This window comes from Synechococcus sp. J7-Johnson (assembly GCF_024345795.1).
Taxonomy (GTDB): Bacteria; Cyanobacteriota; Cyanobacteriia; order PCC-6307; family Cyanobiaceae; genus Regnicoccus_A.
In genome coordinates this window covers 13,672-36,303 of the sequence record NZ_JAGQBU010000013.1, presented here as the reverse complement: position 1 = coordinate 36,303, position 22,632 = coordinate 13,672, and the positions used below count along the sequence as shown (strand labels likewise).

The following is a 22,632-nucleotide window of genomic DNA, read 5'->3' as shown; positions in this document are numbered from 1 at the left end:
GAAAGCAGCTCTGTGCCGCTCGATGGCAGTGCGCTCCGCCAGCGAATTGCCGCTCTCTGCCGAGCTGGCCAGTGAGCTGGAACAGAACCAGAAGCAGCTGATCGGCCTGGTGATCGATCCAGCCTTCCGCCTGCACGACACGGGCCTGGGCCACCCCGAGAGCCCGCAGCGGCTGGAGGCGATCGAGGCCGAGCTGCAGCGCCGCGGCCTGATCCAGCGCTGCCGGTTGATCCAGGCCCGACCGGCAGTGGACCGGGAGCTGCTTCGCTGCCACACCGCCAGCTACCTGCAGACGGTGCGCCGTGAGGTGGCCTACGGGGCCGCCCAGCTCTCCACCGGCGACACCACCATCGGCGAGCACTCCGAAGACGTGGCCCGGCTGGCGGCCGGCGGCACCCTGGCGGCGGTGGATGCGGTGCTGGCCGGGCGGGTGAACCATGCCTTCGCGCTGGTGCGGCCACCCGGGCACCACGCCGAAGCCGATCGGGGGATGGGCTTCTGCATCTTCAACAACGTGGCCCTGGCCGCCCGCCATGCCCAGGCGGTGCACGGCCTTGAGCGGGTGCTGATCATCGACTGGGACCTGCACCACGGCAACGGCACCCAGGCGATGTTCTGGAATGATCCGAGCGTGCTCTACACCAGCGTGCACGAGTGGGGCAACTACCCCGGCAGTGGTGCCGCCGAAGAGCGCGGCGAGGGGGCTGGGCTGGGCTTCACGCTCAACTGCCCCCTGCCGGCCTACAGCGACGGCAAGGCCTTACTCACTGCCCTCGACGCCGCCCTGGCGCCGGTGGTCGCTCGCTTCCGGCCCCAGCTGGTGCTGGTGTCAGCCGGCTTCGACGGCCACCGCGACGATCCCCTGGGCCACTTCCTGCTCGAGGACGCCGACTACACCGCCCTCACCCAGCTCTGTCTGGCCATCGCCGCCGAGCATGCCGGCGGCCGGCTGGTGTCGGTGCTGGAGGGGGGCTATGGCCTGAAGGGGCTGGCGGGCGGCGCCGCCGCTCACGTGGAGGCCCTGCTGGCGGCCTCCACGTGAGCGGTGGCCAGATCGATCCAGGCCTCCATCACCTCGTCGCCGGAGCGCAGCTGGAAGCCGAGCTTGCGACACACCTTCTGCATGGCGCCATTCCCGGGCAGGATCTCCGCCGTCACCCGGTCGATGCCCTCGTGGCGGCCACACCGCAGCAGCTGGCCCAGCAGGGCGGTGCCCAGCCCCTGGTGCTGGTGGGCGTCGCCGATCAGCAGCGTGAACTCGGCGTCGTTGCGCTCATGCACCCGGCTGAGGCGGCCCACCGCCAGGATCCGGTGTTCGCCGCTGTCCGGGTCGCGCCGGTCCACCACCAGTGCCAGTTCGCGCTCGTAGTCGCTGAAGCAGATGCGCACCAGCCGCTCGTGGGCGATGCGGTGGTTCAGCGAGGTCATGTGGAAGTAGCGGGTGTACACGCTTTGTTCAGAGAGGTTGCGGTGGAAGGCAACCAGCAGGGGCTCATCCTCGGGGCGGATGGGCCGGATCGTCACCGGCGTGCCGTCCCGCAGCCGCCAGGGACGCACGTACTGGCTGGGATAGGGCCGGATCGCCGGTCGCGGCAGGTGGCAGGTGGCTCCGGCCACCGGCTGGATGAGGATGCGGGCATCGAGGGCCACCAGGGGCCAGGAGCGATCGCCAGGCCGCACCAGCAGCGGATTGATGTCGATCTCACGGATGGCGGGCTGCTCCAGCACCAGCTGGCTGAGCCGCACCAGCAGCCGCTCCAGCTCCTCCAGATCGGCAGGGGGGGCGCCGCGCACACCCTGCAGGGCGCCGTACACGCGGGTCTGCTCCATCAACCTCCGCGCCAGGGTGGTGTTCAGGGGCGGCAGGCCCACGGCGCTGTCGCGGAACACCTCCACCAGGGTGCCGCCGCTGCCGAACAGGATCACCGGCCCGAACTGGGGATCGATGCTGCTGCCCACGATCAGCTCCAGCCCCCCCTGCCGCCGCAGCATCGGCTGCACCGTCACCCCGTCGAAGGCCTGGGCCCCGAAGCGCTCAGGAATCGACTCCGCCATGGAGGTGAAGGCCTGCTCCACCGCCTCGGCGCAGGCCAGATCCAGCCACACCCCACCCACGTCGCTCTTGTGGGTGATCGTGGGGCTGTTGAGCTTGAGCACCACCGGATAGCCGATCGCCTCGGCGGCAAAGCGGGCCTCGGCGACGCTGCGGGCCAGGCGGGTGTCGACCACCGGGATGCCGTAGCTGGCCAGCACCTGCTTGGCCTCCTGCTCGCTGAGCAGCGCGCGCCCCTCGGCCTGGGCCTGCTCCAGCACCCGTCGGCCGCCGGCATGGTCGGCGCCGTCGCTCTCCGGCAGCAGAGCGGGGGTCTCGTAGAGCCCGCGCAGGGTGTAACTGAAGCGCCAGAGCGAGTTGAACAGCCGCGCCGCGGCATCGGGGTAGGGGTTGGTGGCGATGCCGGCGGCATTGAGGATCGCCACGCCGGCAGCCACCTCATCGCCGCCCATCCAGCTGGCGAGCAGGGGTTTGCCGCTGCGTTCGGCCAGCTCCCGCAGGCGCTGGGCGGTGGTGGTGGGATCGGTCATCGCCTGGGGCGTGAGGATCACCAGCAGGCCATCGCTGCCGGGATCGGCGAGGGCGATCTCGATGGCGCGCCCATAGCGCTCCGGATCGGCGTCGCCAAGGATGTCGATGGGATTGGCGTGGCTCCACTGGGGCGGCAACACGGCATCGAGGGCGGCCAGGCTCTCGCTTGAGAGTTCCGCCAGCTGGCCGCCATTGAGCACCAGGGCGTCGGTGGCGAGCACACCGGGGCCGCCGGCGTTGGTGACGATCGCCAGCCGCGGACCGGCGGGTCGCCGCGGCTGTTTGGCCAGCACATCGGCCAGATCGAACAGGTCGGAGAGGCGATCCACCCGCAGCACGCCGCAACGCCGCAGCGCCGCCTCCAGCACCGCATCGCTGCCGGCCAGAGCACCGGTGTGGGAGGCCGCCGCCCGCGCCGCCTCGGCAGTGCGGCCGCCCTTGATCAGCACGATCGGCTTGGTGAGCGCCACCTCCCGCGCCGCCGAGAGGAAGGCGCGGGCATCGCCGATCGCCTCCATGTAAATAACGATGCTGCGGGTGGCGGGATCGTCGCCCAGGTAGGTGATCAGATCCCCCCAGCCCACATCCAGCATCGAGCCGATCGACACGAAGGCGCTGAAGCCCACCCCCTGCTGATGGCTCCAGTCGAGCACCGCAGTGCAGACGGCCCCCGACTGGCTGAGGAAGCCCACATGCCCCGGCGCCGCCATGCCGGCAGCGAAGCTGGCGTTGAGACCCAGGCGGGGATTCATCAGCCCCAGACAGTTGGGGCCAAGCAGCCGCATGCCGGAGCCCCGCAGGATTTCGCGCAGCTGGGACTCCAGCGCCAGCCCCTCGGGGCCCACCTCCCGGAAGCCGGCGGAGATCACGATCGCGGCCTTCACCCCGGCCGCCGCGCACTCCGCCAGCCGCTGGGGCACGCTGGCCGCCGGGGTGGCGATCAGGGCCAGATCGACCGGCTCGGGCACCTCCGCCACCGTGGCGCAGCAGCGCACCCCCAGCACGCTGTGTCGCCCGGGGTTCACCGGGTACACGGTGCCGCCGAAGGGAGAGCGGATGAGGTTCCAGAGCAGGGTGCGACCAACGCTGCCGGGCCGTTCGCTGGCCCCGATCACCGCTACGCAACCGGGACGGAACAGGGCCCGCAACGGTTGCCGCTCGCAGCGCAGGATGTCGTGAGTGGGATCACTGCCGCCTCCCTGACCGGGCACCTGGCGGTAGCCCTCCGCGTCGGTCATGGCAGGCGGTGGTGGTGTGGCGGTGCTTCCATCCAACCGCTGGGCGCCCGGGGGGCCTGTATCGCATCCCACCCATCAGAGTCGTGACCACCTCCCGGGTGAACCGCGGGGACCGGCTTCATACCCCCTTCGGCAACACCAGCTCCAGCACCCCACCACCTCCTGGATGGTTACGTCCCTGCACCCGGCCGGCGTGGGTGAGGGCGATCTGCTGCACGATCGCCAGCCCCAGGCCACTGCCGGCGCGGCGGCTTCGCACCCGGGAGGGATCGCCCCGGTAGAAGCGCTCGAACATGTGGGCGAGGTCCTCGTCGCTGAAGCCAGAACCGTGATCCCGCACCGTCAGCTCCCACCACTGGCCGCTCTCCTCCACGCTCACCTCCACAGCCGCTCCATCGGGGCTGTAGCGCAGGGCATTGTCGAGCAGATTGAGCAGAGCTCGGTGCAACCGGGACGGATCTCCCCAGAGGGGGCACGGCAGACGTTCAGGAAAGGACAGGCTGATGCCGCGCTGATCGGCCAGGGGGCGCAGGCTGCCCCAGGCGGCCTCCACCAGCTCGCCGAGATCCAGCACCTCATAGCGCCGGTCATCCCGCGGCAGGCTGTTCTCCAGGCGGGAGAGTTCGAGCAGGTCGCCCACGAGGCTCTGCAGCCGCTGCAACTCCCGCTGCAGACGTTCGATCAGCACCACGTTCGAGTTGGTGGCCTGGGCGGCCAGGCTGTCCCCCACCAGCATCAGGGCGGTCAGCGGAGTCTTGAGCTCATGGGCCACGTCACTGACCCAGCGGCTCTGCTGATTGAGCTGGGATTCCAGTGAACGCCGGCTGTTGATCCAGAGCGCCACCCAACCCTCTCCCCCCGCCAGCAGCACCCCCTCGAGCGGTTCATTGCCTTGCCACCACTCCAGGCGCTGGGGACGACCCCGGCGGCCCACGGCCAGAATCGCCTCCTCCAGGTCCGGCTGCTGAATCACCTCACGCACGGGCTGGCCTCGCACCAGTCGGTCAACGGGCAGTTGCAGCAAGCGCTCGGCCCGGGGATTGATCGCCTGGATTCGCTGCTCCCCGTCGATCACCAACCAGCCCTGGGGCGCTCCTTCCAACCAGGCCAGCAGTTGCAACCGCCCCAGCCCCGGCAGGAGCTGCTGGCCACTGGCCTCGGCAGCCGCAAGCTGCTGATGCCTGCGCCGGCCACGGGCCAGGACCCAGCCGAGCAGCACACCAAGGCCAAGGGCCAGCAGCAGCGTCATGGCCAGGGGCTCAACCGAAGCGGTAGCCGAAGCCTCTCACTGTGAGGATGTGCTCGGGAGCGGAGGGATTGGTCTCAAGCTTCTCGCGCAGCCAGCGGATGTGCACATCCACGGTCTTGGTATCGACCACATAGTCGGTACCCCAGATCTGATCGATCAACTGGTTGCGGCTCCAGACACGGCCAGGGTTCTGCATGAAGAACTCCACCAGCCGGTATTCCTTGGGGGAGAGGTTCACCGTCTCACCGTCACGGGTGACGCGGAACTCATCGGGGTAGAGAGTCAGATCCCGGTGATGAACGACCTCACCGACAGGGAAGCGCTCGATCGTCTGCTGGCTGCGGCGCAGCAGGGCGCGGCAGCGGGCCACCAGTTCACGCAGCCCGAAGGGCTTCACCAGGTAATCGTCCGCACCGAGCTCCAGTCCCAGCACACGGTCCGTTTCCGTGTCCCGGGCACTCACCATCAGGATCGGGATGTGGGAATCATGGCGGCGCAGGTGGCGGCAGACATCCAGCCCCCCTACCCCAGGCAGCATCAGATCCAGCAGCACAAGATCGAAACCCGTGGCTCCCTGGCGCTGGGACGCATCGAACTGGCGGATGGCCTGACGGCCATCGGCCGCACAAGCCACATCAAAACCTTCCTGAGCCAGAGCCTCTTCCAGGGTGGTGCGGATGCCGTCGTCGTCATCGACGATGAGCAGACGGGGCATGGGATCGTCCGAGCCCACTAACTGATCGTTCAAAATTTAGGCCATCCAGGCATGGGAGGAAGCACGGGCAATCAATGGCGCCGGGGCAGGTGGCTGATCACCAGATGGCGCTGGGCATCGATCTTGAGCCAGCCCTCGTCACGCAGCAGACCGATCACCCGTGTGACCGTGACCCGGGTGGTGGAGAGGGCGCTGGCCAGTTCCTGATGGGTGAGACGCAGATTGAGCCGCAGGCCTTCCTCACAGGCCTGGCCGTAGTCCTGAGCCAGCAGTTCCAGGAAGCCGCGCACCCGCTCTTCCACCCGGCGCAGACCCAGCAGGGAGAGCAGGGTTTCCGCCTGGCGATGACGACTGATCACGGCCTGCATCACGGCCATGGCCAGATGGGGGGCCTGCTCGATCTCCGCACAGGTGAGACAGAGCAGATCGGAATCGGTGAGGGTGCAGGCCTCATAGGCCTGCACGTTGGTGAGCGGCTCACCGAAGGGCTCATTGGGGCCGGCCAGGCCTAGCAGCAGCGGATCGCCGTGGATGGTGACGGCCTCCAGCTTGACCATGCCTCGCACCACCAGCCAGATGGTGTTCTTGAGCAGAGGAACGGCGCTGCCCGCGCCGATATGCAGAAGTTGGCGCTGCCGGTAGCTGGTTTCCAACACCTCACGGATGGCGTCGCTGCGGCCGGCATCGCGGAAAGGAGTCGTAACCATGGCCAATCTCCGGTGACACCACCGAGCGTATGGACGATGACCGACAAGCCAGCAAAGAATGGATAAGGGGGCGGTTAACCCCTGGCTAAGGTCTGCAGCAAAAAAGGGGGCCGAAGCCCCCGATGCTCACCCCCTCAGGGGTGCACGAAACGCGTGCGGATCACTTGCCGATCTTGGCCACCTCAGCCCGGGCGCGCGTGAGCACGGAGCCGGTGAGCGGTACGTAATCGAGCTGCTTGGCGATGGCCTGACCCTTGGCAGACAGCCCCCAGTTCAGGAACTGCTTGATGGTGTCGGCCTTGGCGCCATTACCGGTCCTGTAGGCAAGGATCCAGGTGAACGACGCAATCGGGAAGCTGTTGGCACCGGCGGGGTTGCAATCCTCTCCGCCCAGGCGGGAATCAAGCTTGATGCTGTTCAGAGCCGCCGCACCCGTGACATCGTTGGCCATCACGAACTTGCCGGCCTTGTTCTGTACAGCAGCCGCCTTGATCTTGCCTTTCACAAAGGCTTGGTTCACGTAACCGATAGAGCCCGGTGTGTTCTGAATCAAACCGGCAACACCCTCATTGCCCTTGCCGCCCACGCCCACGGGCCACTTGACGGACTTGGCAGTGCCCACCTTCGACTTCCACTCCGGTGAGAAGCAGGAGAGCGAGTTGGTGAACACATAGGTGGTGCCGGAACCATCGGAGCGGTGGGCCACCGTGATCGGACCCTTGCCGCACTTCAGCTGATCCCAGGTCTTGATCTTGCCGAGAAAGATGTCGGCCACCTGGCGCTGGGTGAGCTTGAGGTTCTTGCAATCCGGCTTGTTGTAGGCGGGCGTGACGGTGCCACCGATCACCGGGATCTGCAGGGCGCCACGCTTGCCGGCCGCACCAGCGGTCCATTCACCCTTTTTTTCCTGAAGCTCCTCATCAGTGGCACCGAAGTCGACGGTGCCGGCATGGAACTGGCGCACACCGGCGCCGGATCCCACCGACTGATAGTTCACCTGTTTCTTGGTTGCCTTGGCGAATTCAACGGCCCAGCGTTGATAAGCCGGCGCGGGAAAGGTAGCTCCGGCTCCACTGATGGTGCTGGATTGAGCAATGACCGGAATTGCCAGTCCGGCACCTGCAGCCGTGACAGCAGAGAAAATCAAGGCCTTCTTCGCGAAGGTCATCAGGACGGCCAATTGGGGAGCAACTTATTAATAGCAATTCAATCAGTCTGCTTGCGTTATCATTAGATTAACGTGTCATCAAGGATCGATAAAATTGACTGTGGACCTGAGCATGGTTTTACCACCTGTTCGCCAGAGCCAAGTCCAGAACATCCCGATCCCATCACGGCCTCGCCGTCCAACTGGCAATCGCCGTTGCGGGGCGCAGCCGGGGGCGCCAGGGCGGAGACTGGAGCCGAAACCTACAACTGCGCAGCCATGAGCCAGGACATCGAGGACGTCTTCGCCTTCCTGGCCAGGATCGAGGCAGAACCCGGGTTACGGGAAGCCCTCAACCTGATCGAGACAGCCGAGCAGGTGGAGGAGCTGGCCGCAGGCCATGGCTACCGAGTGTCAGCCGCCACCCTGCTGGAGCTGTTCGAGCGCTGCCAGGAGGCGCCCCGGGCGCGACCGGGGCTGATGGACGAGAAGCTGATCCGGGTCTTCCTCCAACGCGACAAGCTGCGCTGAGCGTCCGATGGTGTTGCGCCTGCCCCCCTTCGAACCCCTGCCGCCGCCGCCGGACTCCCCCGGAAGACTGCTGCAGGTGGCCGTGGCGGAGCTCCAACCCACCCAGCTCTGCGTGGGGCTGGCCGAGATCCGTCAGCGTCAGACCGATTTCGCCGAGGAAAGCTCGAACCAGCGCAAGCGTTACCTCAGCGGCAAACCTGTGCCCCTGGTGCGCAGCGGCGATGGTGCCCTGTGGATGGTGGATCGCCACCACCGTCTGCGCGCGCTGCTGGAGCTCGACGCTGCTGCCACCGCCTTCGGCTATGTGGCACTCCAGCTCGAGAGCCGCGAACGGGAACAGGCTCTGGCCGAACTCCTTGACCGCGGCTGGCTCTACCTCCAAGACGGCCGCGGCCAGGGGCCCCATCCACCCCAACGTCTGCCCCGCACTTTGCTCGGCCTGGAGGATGACCCCTACCGCAGCCTGGTCTGGAAGCTCAAGCAGGAGAGAGTGATCGCGCCGGCGCCGCTGATCCCCTTCCACGAGTTTCGCTGGGGCGCCTGGCTGCGCAGCCGCAGCCTGCCGCCATTCAGCTCATTGCGGCTGGAGCCGGCTCTGCCGGCCGCCCGCGCCCTTGCCCGCTCACGGGCGGCCCGGGGGCTGGCGGGCTGGAAGGGCTGACAGGCCACGGCACAGGCCCGGCCATGCCTCCCCTAGTATGGATTCTGTTATTCCCACTTAGTGGGGACCTCTGGTATCCCCGCTTCGATTCGGTCCGAGCGGACCATTCGGTCGCCTCCTCTGAGCTTGAACCAAGGAGTGCACCCGGATGCTGAAGCTTCCCGATGGATATGGTCTACCGTCGATTCCCTCGGCAATTGTTTATTGCGAGGGCAATTTCGGTCGGATCGACGGCAAGACCGCAAACGGTCTGGTGCGTCACTCGGAGCGATTCCGCATCCTCTCGGTGATCGACAGCCGGCTTGCCGGCCGGGATGCCGGCACCGTGCTGGATGGAGTGGCCAATGGCATCCCGATCCAGACCGATCTGGCCGAGGCGATGGAGAGCAACGGCGCCCGGGCCGACCTTCTAATCGTCGGTGTGGCTCCCGCCAGCGGCAGGCTCACCCCCGTGGAGCGGGTCGTCCTGCTGGAAGCGATCGACGCCGGGCTGCATCTGATCAACGGCCTGCATGAATTCCTCGGCGACGACCCGGAATTCGCAGCGGCTGCGGCGGCGCGGAACGTGGCGATCGTGGACGTGCGTCGTCCGCCGGACCAGCGGGATCTGCACATGTTCAGCGGAGGTAGCGCCACGCTGCCCTGTCGACGCATCGCCGTGCTCGGCACCGATGGCGCGATCGGCAAGCGCACCACGGCCGTGATCCTCAACCGGGCCCTGAACCAGCGCGGCATCAAATCGGTGATGGTGGGTACGGGTCAGACGGGACTGATGCAGGGAGCCCGGCACGGCATCGCCCTTGATGCCATTCCCTGCCAGTTCTGCTCCGGTGAAGTGGAAGCCGCCCTGATGGAGGCCTACCAGGCGGAGCGACCCGATGTGATCGTGATCGAAGGGCAGGGAGCCCTCAGCCATCCCGCCTATCTCAGTTCGGCCTCGATCCTGCGGGGCTCCCAACCCCAGGCCGTGATCCTGCAGCACGCCCCGATGCGGTCGCGGCTCAGCGACTTCCCCCAGATCGCCATGCCGACGCCAGCCAGCGAGATCCGGCTGATCGAAACCTTCTCGCCCCTGACGCGGGTGATCGGCCTGTGCCTCAACCATGAGGGCATGACCGAGGCCGAAGTGACGGCTGCGATCGCGCTTTACGAGATCGAGCTGGGCATCCCGGTCACCGATGCGCTGACCCGCTCCCCCCAGCGCTTGCTGGACATGGTGATGCGGGCCTTCCCTGAACTGACACCGGAGGCCGCCGCCGCCGCCCTTTGACGGCGCCAAGGCTGGAGATCCGCCTCGATCGCATTGCCCACAACGCCCGCAGCCTGGTGGAGCGTCTGGCGGCCCGGGGTGTCTCGATCACGGCGGTGACCAAGGCGACCCTCGGCTCGGCACGCATCGCCACGGTGCTGGCTGACGCTGGCGTCAGCGGGATCGGCGAACCGCGCATCGAAACGTTGACGGCCCTGCGGCGCAGCGGCCTGAACCTGCCGCTGACCCTGATCCGCTCGCCCATGCCGAGCCAGGTGGCCGAGGTGGTGGCCAATGCCGACATCAGCCTGAACACCGAGCCGGCGGTGCTGGCTCTGCTCTCAGCGGCGGCGATCGCCCAGAACCATCGCCACAGCGTGGTGCTGATGGTGGAACTGGGGGATCTGCGCGAAGGGATCATGCCCGAGCGGCTGGAGGGAATCGCCGCCGGTCTGCTGCGGCTGCCCGGACTGGACCTGATCGGGATCGGTGCCAACCTTGCCTGCCAGAACGGCGTGGTTCCGTCCACGGAGTCGATGGCCCAGCTCTCCAGCCTGGCCACGGGGCTGGAAACCGCCTTCGGCATCGTGCTGCCGTTGGTGTCAGGTGGAAACTCCGCCAATCTCCCCTGGTTGTTCGCCGGGGGAACACTGGAGAGGATCAACAATCTCCGCCTGGGGGAGGCGATCCTGCTGGGCCGCGAGCCGCTCCAGCGGCGGCCGATCCCGGGTCTGCGCACCGATGCCTTCCGACTGGTGGCCGAGGTGATCGAATCCAACCGCAAGCCCACCCTGCCCTGGGGCCGCTGCCAGCAGGGTGCCTTCGGCGCCCCGCCAGCACGGCTGGATCGGGGCGAGCGGTGGCGTGTCCTGCTGGCCCTTGGCCTTCAGGATGTGGATGCCGCAGGCCTGACGCTCCCGGCTGGCATGACCCTTCTGGGGGCGAGCAGTGACCATCTGGTGCTCGACACCGGCTCCGTTGCCGTGGCGGTGGGAACGGAACTCGGCTTCGACCTCAACTACAGCGCCCTGCTGCGGGCCATGACCTCACCCTTCGTGGCCCGCAGCCTGATCGAGACGATGGCCGAAGACCGTCAGGTGTCGTGCTCCGTGCCCACGGTGGTGGGAGCCACCAGCAGCAGGCCAGGGTCGAGGCTGGCCAGATAGCGCTTGCGTTGCCCCGACGCCCAGGGCTCATCGATGCACACCCCGATGGGACGAAGCCGGATCGGCTCGGCCGCGGCGCCTGCAGCAGGAATCGAAGATATGTCCATGGCGCGAAAGCTAGGCAGCGGCAGCGATCACGACTGTGTGCTGCATGGCCATGGTCAGTGCCAGCGGACACGAGCGGCCCGCCTGGCGGAGCTGATCAGACGATGGGCGGCCAGGTCCGCCGGAAAGGTCCAGAATGTCGGGGACGGTTCCAGTGGTTCACTCCCTGGAGGCAAGGAGGAAAGTCCGGTGTGATGGGGCCCTGCCGGCCCTGTTGAATCCGGCGCTGTCCCGCAGCTGTGATGGAGCTCCTCTGCGGAGGCGCCCCTCAGCCAGAACGCTCGCCGTCTCAGTACCCCACCCCCCGGCGCGGACCGTTACCCCTCAATGAGCAGATTCCCCAGCAGCAGCACCCTGGCCCTCTACACCGGCCTGGCCGCTGTGGCCTTCGCCCTGGCTGGCCAGCCTGCCCAGGCCCATGGCCTCGCCCATGGAGGCATCGGCTCAGGCTTCCTTCATCCCCTCGCAGGCCTCGACCACCTGCTGCTGTTGATCGGCGTTGGCGCCGCCTCCGCCGCCATCTCTTCGACCCTGCTGGTCTGGGCCCTGGCGGGCGCCGTCGCCGGTGGAGTGTTCGGAGCGATGGGCGGCAGCCTGCCCTTCGGTGAACTGCTCGCGGCCCTGGCCATCACCGCCGTGGCCGGCTCAATCCTGTGGGCCGAGACCAAGGGCTCCGGCTCGCGACTCAGCCTCTGGGGAGGCCTGGTGGCCGCCGCCGTGGCGGTGCACGCCATGCTCCACGGTCTGGAAGCCCCAAGCGATCAAACCTCCCTCTCCTGGTGGCTGGGGGCCCTCGCCGGCTCAGTGCTCGTGAGCGGCACCACCCTGTTGGTGCTGCGCCGTCTGCCTCGCAGCGTCACCACCCGGCTGGCACAGGGCCTGGCGATCGGCGGAGGCCTGGTGGCCTTCGCTCCACTGGCCCTGCTGCTGCGCTGATTCAGCGATGCCCACCGGGGGACTTGAACCCCCACGACCGAAGCCACTGGTACCTAAAACCAGCGCGTCTACCAATTCCGCCAGGTGGGCGTGACCTGACTGTATAGAGCGGCTCAGAATGGCCGCACCGCCGCCTCTGTCGCCATGCTCGCCACCCTCGGTGGATTCCTGGCACTTCTTGCCGGTCTGCTGGTGCTGCTGCTGCCCCTGCTGGTCCCCGAGCTCAGCCGCCCCCGCGATTCGGTCTGGGGCGCCCTGGTGCTGGTCCTGGGACTGGTGCTGGTCACCAGCGCCGAGCGCCTCAGCGGGGCACCGATGCTGGCCGTTCTCTGCGGCGGCCTGCTGATCGGCCGGCTGAGCACGGAGGTGGGCCTGGGCCGCTGGCGTCAGCTCAGCCGTGAGGAGCAGGTACGCCTCACCGGCGCGGAGCGTTGGCGCACCAGCCTGCAGCAACTGGCTGCTGCCCTGATGGGGCTGGTCAGCCTGGCGGGATCGAAACTGGGTGTGCTGCTCTCCTGGCTGAAGGAGCGGCGCGAAGCCAGCTCCAAAGCCCGCGAGACCACCAAGCGCTGGGTGCGCCCGGAGCCTGAGGTTGCTGAGCCCGTGGTTGCTCAGCCTGAAATTGCTGAGACTGAGCTCCCGGAGCCTGAGCCTGTGGTCGCCGAAACACAGGCTGCGGCGGTGGCTGAGGCTGAGGAGCTGGCAGAGGCTTCTGAACAGCCCCGCCCTCCCGAAGCAGCTCCAGCCGCTGATCCGCCGCCAGCAGCTGATAACGACGACGAAGCAGACGTGACCACGGTGGGGTCATTTGCCGAGATCGAGCAGCTGATCGAGCAGGCCGGCGCTACAACCCCAGGCGCGGATCCCGGCGAAGCTTCAGACGAAGAAGCGGTGGCGGTGGTTGACCCTGCTGCAGACGGCGACGGGGAGGCCCCGGGGGCTGGGGTCGATAATTCGCCCTTGCTGCCCCCCCAGGCGCTGTGACCGCCAGCCCGGCTTCCTACAAAGACACGCTCAACCTGCTGCAGACCCCGTTCTCGATGCGGGCGAACGCGAAAACCCGTGAACCGGAGCTGCAGGCCTTCTGGGCGGAGCTGGACCTCTACCGGCGGCTCAGCCGTGAGAATCCCGGTGAGGTATTCACCCTCCACGACGGCCCTCCCTACGCCAATGGGCCACTGCATGTGGGCCATGCCCTCAACAAGATCCTCAAGGACATCCTCAACAAGTACGCCCTGCTGCGCGGCCGACGGGCCCGCTTCGTGCCGGGTTGGGACTGCCACGGGCTGCCGATCGAGCTCAAGGTGCTGCAGAGCCTCTCCAGCGCGGAGCGCTCGGCGCTCACCCCGATCGACCTGCGCCGTCGCGCCCACGCCTACGCCCTTGAGCAGGTGGAGAGCCAGAAGGCGGGCTTCAGGCGCTGGGGGATCTGGGCCGACTGGGAGCAGCCCTACCTGACGCTGAACAAGGCCTACGAGGCTGCCCAGATCGGTGTGTTCGGCCGCATGGTTCTCGCTGGCCACATCTACCGGGGTCTCAAGCCGGTGCACTGGAGCCCGAGCTCCCGCACCGCCCTGGCCGAAGCGGAACTGGAGTACCCCGACGGCCACACATCCCCCAGCATCTATGTGGCCTTCCCGGTGGTGGCCCTGCCAGGCGGCCTGGGCACCCGGCTCACCGCCATTGGCCTCACCTCCGCCGAGGCGGCCACCACCCCGGCTGAGGGCGATCTGGCGGTGGCGATCTGGACCACCACCCCCTGGACCCTGCCCGCCAACCTGGCGGTGTCGGTGAATGCCTCGCTGGAGTACGCCCTCTGCCGCGTGGGCGATCAAGGCAACGGCTATCGCACCAGCCGCCACCTGATCGTGGCCGCTTCCCTGGTGGAGAGTCTGCGCAGCAGCCTGCAGCTGGAGCTCGAACCGCTGCTCACCCTCAGGGGCGCGGAGCTGGAAGGGGTCGAGTACCGCCACCCCCTCTTCGATCGCACCAGCCCGGTGGTGATCGGCGGCGACTACATCACCACCGAAGCAGGCACGGGCCTGGTCCATACGGCCCCGGGCCACGGCGTCGACGACTTCAACACCGGCCGCAAGGCCGGCCTGCCCGTGCTCTGCCCGGTCGATGAGGCGGGAACCCTCACGGCGGAAGCCGGCCCCTTCGCCGGCCTCAACGTGCTCAAGGACGCCAACCCGGCGATCATCTCCGCCCTCGAGGCCGCGGGCGCCCTGCTGCGCCACGAGCCCTACGAGCACCGCTACCCCTACGACTGGCGCACCAAGAAACCGACAATCTTCCGCGCCACCGAGCAGTGGTTCGCCTCGGTGGAGGGCTTCCGCTCCCAGGCCCTCGCCGCGATAGCCGCCGTCGACTGGCTGCCCGCCAGCGGCCGCAACCGCATCGAGGCGATGGTGCGCGACCGCGGCGACTGGTGCATCAGCCGCCAGCGCACCTGGGGCGTGCCCATTCCCGTCTTTTACCACCGTGAAACCGGCGAGACCCTGCTCAATGCCGACACCCTCGCCCACGTCGAGGCTCTGATCGCCGAGCACGGCTCCGATGTGTGGTGGGAGAAAGGCGAGGCCGAGCTGCTGCCGCCCTCGCTCGCCGCCGAGGCGGACCAGTGGCGCAAGGGCACCGACACCATGGACGTCTGGTTTGATTCCGGCTCCTCCTGGGCCGGAGTGCTGGGCGGTCTGAACACGGGAGATTCAGCAGCGACCGCTGAAACCACCCAGCTGCGCTACCCCGCCGATCTCTATCTGGAAGGCTCCGACCAGCATCGGGGCTGGTTCCAGAGCAGCCTGCTCACCTCCGTGGCCGTGAACGGTCATGCCCCCTACAAGCGGGTGCTCACCCACGGCTTCACCCTTGATGAGAAGGGCCGCAAGATGAGCAAATCCCTGGGCAATGTGGTCGATCCGGCCGTGCTGGTGGAGGGCGGCAAGAACGAGAAACAACAGCCCCCTTACGGCGCCGATGTGCTGCGCCTGTGGGTGAGTTCGGTGGATTACTCCGCCGATGTTCCCCTGGGGCCGGGCATCGTCAAACAGCTGGCTGATGTGACCCGCAAGGTGCGCAACACGGCCCGCTACCTGCTGGGCAACCTGCACGACTTCGACCCAAGGCCGGTGGCGGCAGGGGGCGATGCGGTGGAGATCGCCGAACTGCCGTTGCTCGACCGCTGGATGCTGGAGCGCACCGCCAGCCTGATCGACGCGGTGACTGCCGATTTCGAGCGCTACGAGTTCTACCGGTTCTTTCAGGCTCTGCAGAACTTCTGCGTGGTGGATCTCTCCAACGTCTACCTAGACATCGCCAAGGACCGGCTCTACGTAAGCGGGGCCGACGACTTCCGCCGTCGCAGCTGCCAGACGGTGCTGGCCCTGGTGGTGGAGCGCCTGGCCGGCCTGATTGCGCCGGTGCTCTGCCACATGGCGGAGGACATCTGGCAGAACCTGCCCTACCCGGTGGCGGAGCGCTCGGTGTTCGAGCGGGGCTGGCCCACGGCACCGGACTCCTGGCGTGAGGCTGCCCTGGTGGAGCCCCTGCGGCCGCTGCTGGACCTGCGCGGGCTGGTGAACCGCCAGCTTGAGAGCTGCCGCGCCAATGCCGATCTGGGGGCCTCCCTGGAGGCCAGGGTGGAACTGGAGCTGGGGAGCGGCGATCGCGCCGCGGCCCTTGGCGCCGCGCTGGAGGTGCTGCAGGCCAGCCCCCATCCCTCCGTTGACAACCTGGCCGACTGGCTGATCGTCTCGCAGCTGGAACGGCGCGGCCCCGGCGCCCAGCCCCTGGCCGATCCCCTGGCCGAAGCCAGTGAAGGGGGCATCACAGTGCGCATCGCCCGGGCCGAAGGGAGCAAATGCGAGCGCTGCTGGCACATGGAAACCGACATCGGCAGCCATGCCTCCCACCCGAGCCTCTGCGGCCGCTGCGTCGAGGTGCTGGGCGGGGCTTGATCCAGGCCCCGTCTGGAGCAGGGGGGTGGAGCCTGTGGTCAATCGCGGTCTGGATGGATGACTGGATCAGAAGAAGATGGAAATGGAATCCCAGCTCAAAAGCGTGGATTGATTGATGAGCACAAACCTCAGCAACCCGTGGCAGCGATTCCATCAGGAAGCCAGTCTTCTCGATCATTAAGAGCAAGCGCTGGGCCTGGATTAGAACCCCACATGCCGCCACACTTCGCCGGCGGATCAGTACCAGCCAAGCCCACAGTTCACTTGGATATCATCACGTCGACACCTGAAGTTCGCCGCCGTACCAAGACGCCAGTGTCGTGCTCGCTGCGATGCACCTGCAGGTCTATCTCCTCCTCGCCGAGCCGCAGCCCATTGATTTCAAGCAGGTTTATGCCCTTCGGGAGCACCGGCTTGCGGAACAGCACCTGTACCCGGTCCGTTTCGGGGTCGCGACCGATGCCCATTCCGGTGATCGCTTCCAGCAAACCGAACACCGAGCCGCTGGCCCAGGCTTGGGGGCTGCAAGCCACCGGGTAGAGGGTGGGGTCTTCGTCGTCGCGTCGCGGGAAGCCGCAGAACAACTCGGGCAGCCGGAACTGCGGCAACGCCCGAGCCGTGTCGAACAAGCCGCTGAGGATTTTCATCGCCTCTGGCATGTGGCCGTAGCGGGCCAGGCCCAGGGCGATCAAGGCGTTGTCGTGGGGCCAGACCGAGCCGTTGTGGTAGCTCATCGGGTTGTAACGGGCCTCCCGTTCATCGAGAGTGCGCACGCCCCAGCCGTTGAAGCTGGTGGGTGCCATCAGCTGGCGGGCCACCGATGCAGCTGCGTCGCGGCTGGCGATGCCGGTCCAGAGGCAGTGGCCCGCGTTGGAGCTGCGCACTTCACAGGGTGCGCCCTCGCCGTCTAACGCCAACGCATAGGTGCCGATGGCATCGCACCAGAAGGCCGCATGGAAGCGGCGACGCAGCAGGTGTGCTTCCTCGCGCAACTGCTGGGCTTCGGCGGCACGCCCGAAGCGCTGCTCGATGCCCGCCATGGCGCGGCGAGCCCCGTAGGCATAGGCCTGCACCTCGCAAAGGGCGATGGAACCCTCTGCCAGCCGACCGTCGGCGTGGTGGATGGCATCGTCGGAATCCTTCCAACCCTGGTTGCGAAGGCCGCCCTGGGCTGCGCACTGGTAGCGCAGGAATCGGTCCTGGCTACGCGCTTCGGCGGCCCTGATCCAGGCCAGCGCCTGGTCCAGCGCCGGCCGCAGTTGGTCAATGAACGACTTGTCATCGCTGCGCAGGAGATAGTCGCCCGCCAGGATCAGGAACAGAGGCGTGGCATCCACGGTGCCGTAGTAGCGGGCAAAGGGCACTTCCCCCAAGGCCGCCATTTCGCCCAGACGGGCTTCATGCAGGATCTTGCCGGGTTCGGCATCGACCGCCGGGTCGAGGTGGCTGGCTTGCTGATCCGCCAGGAAGCCGAGCACGCCGCGGGCCAGGCGCGGTTCCACCAGCAGCATCTGGCGGGCGGTGATCAGCCCGTCACGGCCGAAGGGGCAGCTGAACCAGGGAACGCCGGCGTAGGGGTAGAGGCCGTGCTCGAGCTGGCTGGAGAGCAGATGCACATCTGACATCGAGCGGGCCAGCCAGCTGTTGAACGCCTGGTTGTCAGTGGCGATGGAGGCCGCCTGGCGCTGGCTGTCGCGCAAACGCTCGTTCGTCGCCGCCAGTGCGGCATCAAAGGCATCTTCAACCGCAACGCGATCGCCATCGCCGACGGGATGGAAATCGAGCAGAAGATAGACGCGACGGGTGCAGCGAGGTTCCAGCTGCAGCATCAGATTGATATGGCTCTCACCCACCTCCGCCGCCAGACCTCCCACCCGCAGGAGCGTGCGGCGATCCTCTCCGTCGAGCCCGCCGTAAGCCACCTCCAGGAAGTCCTGGGTGTGCCGGCGGACCGTGCGCCCTCGCTGCGGACGCTGGTGTCCGCGGATCTCGAAGATGTCGCGAAAATCGGCGTCGAAACGCAGGGTCAACGGCATCACCACCGCACCGGCCAGGTAACTGGTGAAATCGAGCGTCTGCAGACAGCTCGTTGGGGTGAGAACAGTGCTGCGCTTCAGGTGCACGGACCCGGGCGGTGGCGCACCGCTCCCGTCGATGTCGTTGCTGAGATGGCTCACGTGAAGCCCCATCTCCCAACTCTCGGCGGAGCTCAGCACGATCGGGGACTGATCCCAGAGCAGGAGTTCCAGGCGGCTCACATGGCGAGCGCCGCGGTGATAAATGCCGGAATCGGGATGGGTCTCGGGGCAGATTTCACCCCGGCGATCGAGCATCGCAAAGGTTTCCCCGTCCTTGAGAACGAACGGGGGGAGCAGATCATGCGGCATGCGAACACGCTGCAGAGAGGCTGGCCGGGGCGGGGCTGCGACGGGCCTCGATCTGGTGTTGGAAGAGACGTTCGTAGTCGGCAGCCTGCCTGGCGACTGTGAAGCGCTGCTCGAAATCATGGCGAACCCGCCGGCGATCCAGTCGCTCGATCCCCCGCACCGCCGCCACCGCCTCCTCGATCGTTTCTACCAACAGGCCGTTGCAGCCAGGTCGAATCACCTCGGGGGTGGAGCCGTTGCGCCAGGCAATCACAGGGGTACCGCAGGCGTTGGCTTCGATCATCACCAACCCGAAGGGTTCGGGCCAGTCGATCGGGAACAGCAGAGCCAGGGCGTTGCCGAGCAGCTCCTGCTTGCCAGCATCATCGACCTCCCCGATGAACTCTACGAGTGGATTGTCACGCAGCAGAGGTTCAATCGTGGCATGGTAATAAGCCTGATCAACGACATCGATCTTGGCGGCCACCTTGAGGTGCAGACCCAGAGCGGTGGCTATGGCAATGGCACGGTCAAGACGCTTTTCAGGTGAAATCCGCCCCACGAATGCCAGGTACTCCGAGGGTGACGGCTGGAAGCGGTACAGATCGGTGGGCAGACCATGGTGAATGGTGCCGAGCCAGTTAGCCCCAGGGAGAGGGGCCCGCTGGGATTCGGAGATCGACACCAGGGGCACCGGATCGAAACCGCATTGGAGTTGGGCCATCTCCGGACCCGTCAGGGGCCCGTGCAGGGTGTGGAGCTGCGCCACCGGCAGTTGGGCGATGCCGGGGTGGAGGCCATGGCCGGTATGAAAATGGAGAATATCGAAGCGCTCGAGCTGCCCGATCACCTGATCAAGCTGGCGACCCTCGGGCACCCGTGGATCTCCCAGATAGCCATCTGCCCTGAGGGCTCGCGGCACGCAGGGGAACAGCTCAGCGCTGGTGAGGGAGTCACCGCTGGCAAACAGAACCACCTCATGACCACGGCTGACGAGTTCTTCCGTGAGATAGTGAACAACGCGTTCCGTACCGCCATAACGCAGCGGCGGTACGCTTTCAAAAAGTGGTGAAATCTGGGCTATACGCATCGACCTTGCTCCCGAAGAATCAACTGGCAGCGGCACGTGCACGTCCAGACTGCGCAGCTGCGGTTACCGAGGTGTCGCAGCAGGGGCGTAGCAGCAACCTGCCCCTAGCTCAAACCTAGACAGGAATCAATGCTGATGCAGCGAGGGAGGGGAATCACTGACAAAGAACAAAAGCTCGCAGGATCAAGTCGACATAGCCGAGACATCTCAACATACTGAGCTTTGGTGGTGCAGTGGATACGGGGCCCATCTACAGCAGTCAAACGCCAGTTTCTTATCGCCAAACCTCGCTCCCCCCTGCTGGTGTTGATCGCCACGCCGGCCTTGAGAGCGCCCGCCCAGACCTCAGCAGCCTTGACCTTGAGTGCCTCCAGCTTGCCCCTGGAATCGATTGGCACCTTTACCGGCAACCAGGGAGACCGCCTCGCCGGCAAGGCCAATCAATCTGAAGCCAAAGTCCGGAATGCCGTCGAAGACGTCAAGGCCAAAGCCGGCATGGGCTGAGCCAGATTCAGCGGTACGGCATGAAATCACGCCTGACGGAGTCATGCCGTAGCGCTGACATCTTGATCCTAATTCTCGTGGCCGCAAGGTATAACTGATCCAGACAACTGCTGAGCGGAATTCACCAGTTGTCTGGATCCAGGAACCTCTCCGCCAGTTCTGGCCCGGCCAGCACCAGTTCGGAGCCTGGGTTCATGGGCCCCTGCAGCAGCTCGGCCTCGCTGATGACGGCCCCCTCTGGCAGCGCCGGCTGATCGGGATCGAAGGCTGTGGGATGGGTCACGCTGCTGGAGAAGCCTCGGAAGATCAGCAGTTCGAAGGCTTCGTCGTCCCCTTCTCCACGGATGCCCCCAGCCGACGGCAGGGTGCCCCTCAACCGCAGCACCCGATCAGGACGGCTGCGGCTGATCGCTTCGAGTTGCGCAAGCAGGCTGATGCCCATCAGAACCCTCCAGCCACCCGTCCCTGACGGGGCAGGCGTACCAGGATCCACTGCAGCAGGCCCACCACATAGGCCACCAGGGCCAGGTAGCCAAAGAAGGCGGTGAGGGTGGGAGTGAGGTCGGCGCCGAAGACGAAGGAGAACACCTGAGCGGCGACACCGTGCAGGCGACGTGGGGCCTCCAGCCAGGTCTGGCAGAAGGCGCTGCCGGCCACCCCCAGGCCACAGCCCATGGCGCCCACGCCAAGACCGGCCCCCAGCAGGCCAAAGGCCGTCACTGCCCAGCGCCAGCTGCGCACCGTCAGCGGCAGGGGGCGCCAGGGGGGCAGATCGGCCAGTTCCTCGTTCAGATCCACCCAGAACCAGAGCGACGCCACCATCAGCAGCTTCGCCACGATCATCAGCGGATAGGCCAGGGGCCGGGCATCGACGAACAACAGCAAGGCGATCGCCAGCAGACTGGCCACCTTCCAGTAGATGGCCATCAGCCGCAGCAGCGCCCCCTCCCGTCGCCACGCCGCCCAGACCAGCAGCACCAGCGGCAGACCCAGGCTGAAGACCACCGCAAGACGGAAGTCGAGCCACACAAGCGTGCGGTACAGCATGTCGGGTACAGCTTGGGTACGGGAAGGCGCCATTATCCGCGCCATGCCTCACAAGTAGGTTCGGTCAATGCCTGCGCCTCCTCTGTTCTCCTGGCTCCGCCGCGGTGATGAGCAGGCTTCCTGCCGCACGGCACTCTCGCGCCACCCATCGCTAGAGGACGCCGTCAGCGAGGTGGTGCAACAGCTGAATGCCAAAGGCTTTGGCGCTGCGGCACGGGGAGAGGCCGATCTGGCCCTGGTGTTCGGCTCCACCAGCTATGCCAGCGACCTGCCGCGGCTGCTGCCACTGCTGCGCACCCGTCTGCGGGCCCGCCACTGGCTTGGCGCCGCCGGCGGTGGCGTGGTGGGGACCGGGGCCAGCGGCACCGCCCATGAAGTGGAGCAGGAACCGGCGCTGAGCGTGATGCTGCTACGCCTGCCCGGAGCCGACCTGCAGCTCTTTGAACTCGACACCGACCAGCTGCCCGATCTCGATGGCGACAGCCGCGACTGGATCGACTGGGTGGGGGCCGATCCGGAGCGGGCCGACGCCATGCTGCTGCTGGTGGATCCCACCTGCCAGGCCATCAACGACCTGATCAGCGGTCTCGACTACGCCTTCCCGGGCCTGGCCAAGGTGGGTGGCATCGCCGGCCCCCACAGCGCCAGCCATGGATCACTGCTGTTCAACGACCGGGTGGTGACCGGAGCTGTGGGCTGCCTGATCGGCGGCAGCTGGACGATAGATCCGGTGGTGGCCCAGGGCTGCCGGCCGATCGGCCCGGTGTTCGAGATCGAGAAAGCTGAGCGCAATGTGGTGCTGCAGCTGAGCCGCGGCGACCAGCAGAACACCCCGGTGAACTGCCTGCAGACAATCCTGCAGACCCTCAGCCCTGCCGAGCGGGAGCTGGTGCGCCACTCCCTTTTCCTCGGAGTGGCGCGCAACAGCTTCAGCATGGCGGGCGGCGGGGAAGACGCCGAGACCACGGCCTTTCTGGTGAGGAACCTGATCGGGGTGGATCCTCGTAACGGGGCGGTGGCAGTGGCCGAACGCCTGCGGGTGGGCCAGCAGGTGCAATTCCAGCTCCGCGATGCAGACGCCTCCCGTCAAGAGCTGCGGCAGTTACTGCGCAGCCAGGCCAGATCTTCCGAGCGGCCCCTGGCGGGCCTGCTCTTCGCCTGCCTGGGCCGCGGCAAGGGGCTCTACGGCGAAGCCGATGGCGACGTGAAGATCGCCCAGGGGGAGTTTCCAGATCTGCAGGTGGCAGGAGCCTTCTGCAACGGAGAAATCGGCCCGGTGGGGGGCACGACCTATCTGCACGGCTACACAGCCAGTTGGGGCTTCCTGGTGCCCCGGCCGAACGCCGAGCCGTCACCGGAACCGCTGCCGGAGGCCTGA

20 protein-coding genes, 1 tRNA gene and 1 riboswitch are annotated in these 22,632 nt (G+C 67.0%); of the genes, 10 read left to right on the top strand and 11 right to left on the bottom strand.

Annotated elements, in window-relative coordinates:
* Positions 1-22 precede the first annotated feature (22 nt).
* Positions 23-1,042, top strand: a complete 1,020-nt coding sequence (locus tag KBY93_RS08400; protein ID WP_255093851.1) for a histone deacetylase — start codon at positions 23-25, stop codon at positions 1,040-1,042.
* Here the strand turns inward: KBY93_RS08400 and KBY93_RS08395 are convergent.
* The 5 genes from KBY93_RS08395 to pstS form a co-directional block, all read right to left on the bottom strand.
* Positions 1,009-3,822, bottom strand: coding sequence for a bifunctional acetate--CoA ligase family protein/GNAT family N-acetyltransferase (locus KBY93_RS08395; protein ID WP_255093850.1), 2,814 nt, complete (start codon positions 3,820-3,822; stop codon positions 1,009-1,011). The two genes, KBY93_RS08400 and KBY93_RS08395, sit on opposite strands and share 34 nt — an antisense overlap.
* Before the next feature lie 118 nt (positions 3,823-3,940).
* Complete coding sequence (locus KBY93_RS08390; protein WP_255093849.1) at positions 3,941-5,071, bottom strand: cell wall metabolism sensor histidine kinase WalK; 1,131 nt, start codon at positions 5,069-5,071, stop codon at positions 3,941-3,943.
* A gap of 10 nt (positions 5,072-5,081) precedes the next feature.
* On the bottom strand, positions 5,082-5,786 hold the full coding sequence (locus KBY93_RS08385) for a response regulator transcription factor (RefSeq protein ID WP_255093848.1): 705 nt from the start codon (positions 5,784-5,786) through the stop codon (positions 5,082-5,084).
* Positions 5,787-5,857: 71 nt separating this feature from the next.
* Complete coding sequence (locus KBY93_RS08380) at positions 5,858-6,493, bottom strand: Crp/Fnr family transcriptional regulator (protein ID WP_094555303.1); 636 nt, start codon at positions 6,491-6,493, stop codon at positions 5,858-5,860.
* 160 nt (positions 6,494-6,653) lie between these two features.
* Positions 6,654-7,661 carry a phosphate ABC transporter substrate-binding protein PstS gene (gene pstS, locus KBY93_RS08375; RefSeq protein ID WP_255093847.1) on the bottom strand — a complete coding sequence of 336 codons (1,008 nt, stop codon included), beginning with the start codon at positions 7,659-7,661 and terminating at the stop codon, positions 6,654-6,656.
* 258 nt (positions 7,662-7,919) lie between these two features.
* Between pstS and KBY93_RS08370 the strand changes: the two genes are divergently transcribed.
* From KBY93_RS08370 to KBY93_RS08355, 4 genes are all read left to right on the top strand, one after another.
* Entirely contained in the window at positions 7,920-8,171 is a 252-nt protein-coding gene (locus KBY93_RS08370; protein ID WP_255093846.1) for a Nif11-like leader peptide family natural product precursor, read from the top strand.
* A gap of 7 nt (positions 8,172-8,178) precedes the next feature.
* A complete protein-coding gene (locus KBY93_RS08365) occupies positions 8,179-8,832 on the top strand; it encodes a ParB-like protein (RefSeq protein ID WP_255093845.1) in 654 nt (217 codons plus the stop codon).
* A 148-nt stretch (positions 8,833-8,980) separates the two neighbouring features.
* Positions 8,981-10,102 (top strand): DUF1611 domain-containing protein, encoded by a 1,122-nt coding sequence (locus KBY93_RS08360; RefSeq protein ID WP_255093844.1) that lies wholly within the window; start codon positions 8,981-8,983, stop codon positions 10,100-10,102.
* On the top strand, positions 10,099-11,247 hold the full coding sequence (locus tag KBY93_RS08355; RefSeq protein WP_255093843.1) for an alanine/ornithine racemase family PLP-dependent enzyme: 1,149 nt from the start codon (positions 10,099-10,101) through the stop codon (positions 11,245-11,247). The genes KBY93_RS08360 and KBY93_RS08355 overlap by 4 nt, the downstream gene beginning before the upstream one ends.
* On the opposite strand, the gene KBY93_RS08350 is transcribed toward KBY93_RS08355, so the two are convergent.
* Entirely contained in the window at positions 11,175-11,354 is a 180-nt protein-coding gene (locus KBY93_RS08350) for a hypothetical protein (protein WP_255093842.1), read from the bottom strand. The two genes, KBY93_RS08355 and KBY93_RS08350, sit on opposite strands and share 73 nt — an antisense overlap.
* A gap of 127 nt (positions 11,355-11,481) precedes the next feature.
* A riboswitch (cobalamin riboswitch) is annotated at positions 11,482-11,656 on the top strand.
* A gap of 23 nt (positions 11,657-11,679) precedes the next feature.
* On the opposite strand from KBY93_RS08350, the gene KBY93_RS08345 reads away from it, so the two are divergent.
* Positions 11,680-12,288, top strand: coding sequence for a HupE/UreJ family protein (locus KBY93_RS08345; protein WP_255093841.1), 609 nt, complete (start codon positions 11,680-11,682; stop codon positions 12,286-12,288).
* An 8-nt stretch (positions 12,289-12,296) separates the two neighbouring features.
* Here KBY93_RS08345 and KBY93_RS08340 read toward each other — a convergent pair.
* Positions 12,297-12,378, bottom strand: a tRNA-Leu gene (locus KBY93_RS08340).
* A 54-nt stretch (positions 12,379-12,432) separates the two neighbouring features.
* On the opposite strand from KBY93_RS08340, the gene KBY93_RS16160 reads away from it, so the two are divergent.
* Both KBY93_RS16160 and ileS read left to right on the top strand, forming a co-directional pair.
* Positions 12,433-13,272 carry a Ycf66 family protein gene (locus tag KBY93_RS16160; RefSeq protein ID WP_315856399.1) on the top strand — a complete coding sequence of 280 codons (840 nt, stop codon included), beginning with the start codon at positions 12,433-12,435 and terminating at the stop codon, positions 13,270-13,272.
* Positions 13,269-16,247 (top strand): isoleucine--tRNA ligase, encoded by a 2,979-nt coding sequence (ileS, locus tag KBY93_RS08330; protein WP_315856398.1) that lies wholly within the window; start codon positions 13,269-13,271, stop codon positions 16,245-16,247. Before KBY93_RS16160 ends, ileS begins: the two co-directional genes overlap by 4 nt.
* 260 nt (positions 16,248-16,507) lie before the next feature.
* Here ileS and KBY93_RS08325 read toward each other — a convergent pair whose 3' ends face one another.
* Together KBY93_RS08325 and KBY93_RS08320 are read right to left on the bottom strand one after the other, a co-directional pair.
* Positions 16,508-18,634: a glycogen debranching N-terminal domain-containing protein gene (locus KBY93_RS08325; RefSeq protein ID WP_255093840.1), complete on the bottom strand. Its 2,127-nt coding sequence runs from the start codon at positions 18,632-18,634 to the stop codon at positions 16,508-16,510.
* Complete coding sequence (locus KBY93_RS08320; protein ID WP_255093839.1) at positions 18,624-19,703, bottom strand: glycosyltransferase family 4 protein; 1,080 nt, start codon at positions 19,701-19,703, stop codon at positions 18,624-18,626. The genes KBY93_RS08325 and KBY93_RS08320 overlap by 11 nt, the downstream gene beginning before the upstream one ends.
* 303 nt (positions 19,704-20,006) lie before the next feature.
* On the opposite strand from KBY93_RS08320, the gene KBY93_RS08315 reads away from it, so the two are divergent.
* Entirely contained in the window at positions 20,007-20,207 is a 201-nt protein-coding gene (locus KBY93_RS08315; RefSeq protein WP_255093838.1) for a CsbD family protein, read from the top strand.
* Positions 20,208-20,328: 121 nt separating this feature from the next.
* Here KBY93_RS08315 and KBY93_RS08310 read toward each other — a convergent pair whose 3' ends face one another.
* Both KBY93_RS08310 and KBY93_RS08305 read right to left on the bottom strand, forming a co-directional pair.
* Positions 20,329-20,649, bottom strand: coding sequence for a hypothetical protein (locus KBY93_RS08310; RefSeq protein ID WP_255093837.1), 321 nt, complete (start codon positions 20,647-20,649; stop codon positions 20,329-20,331).
* Entirely contained in the window at positions 20,649-21,287 is a 639-nt protein-coding gene (locus tag KBY93_RS08305) for a DUF3177 family protein (RefSeq protein ID WP_255093836.1), read from the bottom strand. The genes KBY93_RS08310 and KBY93_RS08305 overlap by 1 nt, the downstream gene beginning before the upstream one ends.
* A 34-nt stretch (positions 21,288-21,321) precedes the next feature.
* Between KBY93_RS08305 and KBY93_RS08300 the strand changes: the two genes are divergently transcribed.
* Positions 21,322-22,632 (top strand): FIST N-terminal domain-containing protein, encoded by a 1,311-nt coding sequence (locus KBY93_RS08300; RefSeq protein ID WP_255093835.1) that lies wholly within the window; start codon positions 21,322-21,324, stop codon positions 22,630-22,632.

Coding starts and splice junctions, on each gene's coding strand:
- KBY93_RS08400 (WP_255093851.1), top strand. CDS start 23: ATGGCAGTGCGCTCCGCCAGCGAATTGCCGCTCTCTGCCGAGCTGGCC.
- KBY93_RS08395 (WP_255093850.1), bottom strand. CDS start 3,822: ATGACCGACGCGGAGGGCTACCGCCAGGTGCCCGGTCAGGGAGGCGGC.
- KBY93_RS08390 (WP_255093849.1), bottom strand. CDS start 5,071: ATGACGCTGCTGCTGGCCCTTGGCCTTGGTGTGCTGCTCGGCTGGGTC.
- KBY93_RS08385 (WP_255093848.1), bottom strand. CDS start 5,786: ATGCCCCGTCTGCTCATCGTCGATGACGACGACGGCATCCGCACCACC.
- KBY93_RS08380 (WP_094555303.1), bottom strand. CDS start 6,493: ATGGTTACGACTCCTTTCCGCGATGCCGGCCGCAGCGACGCCATCCGT.
- pstS (WP_255093847.1), bottom strand. CDS start 7,661: ATGACCTTCGCGAAGAAGGCCTTGATTTTCTCTGCTGTCACGGCTGCA.
- KBY93_RS08370 (WP_255093846.1), top strand. CDS start 7,920: ATGAGCCAGGACATCGAGGACGTCTTCGCCTTCCTGGCCAGGATCGAG.
- KBY93_RS08365 (WP_255093845.1), top strand. CDS start 8,179: ATGGTGTTGCGCCTGCCCCCCTTCGAACCCCTGCCGCCGCCGCCGGAC.
- KBY93_RS08360 (WP_255093844.1), top strand. CDS start 8,981: ATGCTGAAGCTTCCCGATGGATATGGTCTACCGTCGATTCCCTCGGCA.
- KBY93_RS08350 (WP_255093842.1), bottom strand. CDS start 11,354: ATGGACATATCTTCGATTCCTGCTGCAGGCGCCGCGGCCGAGCCGATC.
- KBY93_RS08345 (WP_255093841.1), top strand. CDS start 11,680: ATGAGCAGATTCCCCAGCAGCAGCACCCTGGCCCTCTACACCGGCCTG.
- KBY93_RS16160 (WP_315856399.1), top strand. CDS start 12,433: ATGCTCGCCACCCTCGGTGGATTCCTGGCACTTCTTGCCGGTCTGCTG.
- KBY93_RS08325 (WP_255093840.1), bottom strand. CDS start 18,634: ATGCCGCATGATCTGCTCCCCCCGTTCGTTCTCAAGGACGGGGAAACC.
- KBY93_RS08320 (WP_255093839.1), bottom strand. CDS start 19,703: ATGCGTATAGCCCAGATTTCACCACTTTTTGAAAGCGTACCGCCGCTG.
- KBY93_RS08310 (WP_255093837.1), bottom strand. CDS start 20,649: ATGGGCATCAGCCTGCTTGCGCAACTCGAAGCGATCAGCCGCAGCCGT.
- KBY93_RS08305 (WP_255093836.1), bottom strand. CDS start 21,287: ATGGCGCCTTCCCGTACCCAAGCTGTACCCGACATGCTGTACCGCACG.
- KBY93_RS08300 (WP_255093835.1), top strand. CDS start 21,322: ATGCCTGCGCCTCCTCTGTTCTCCTGGCTCCGCCGCGGTGATGAGCAG.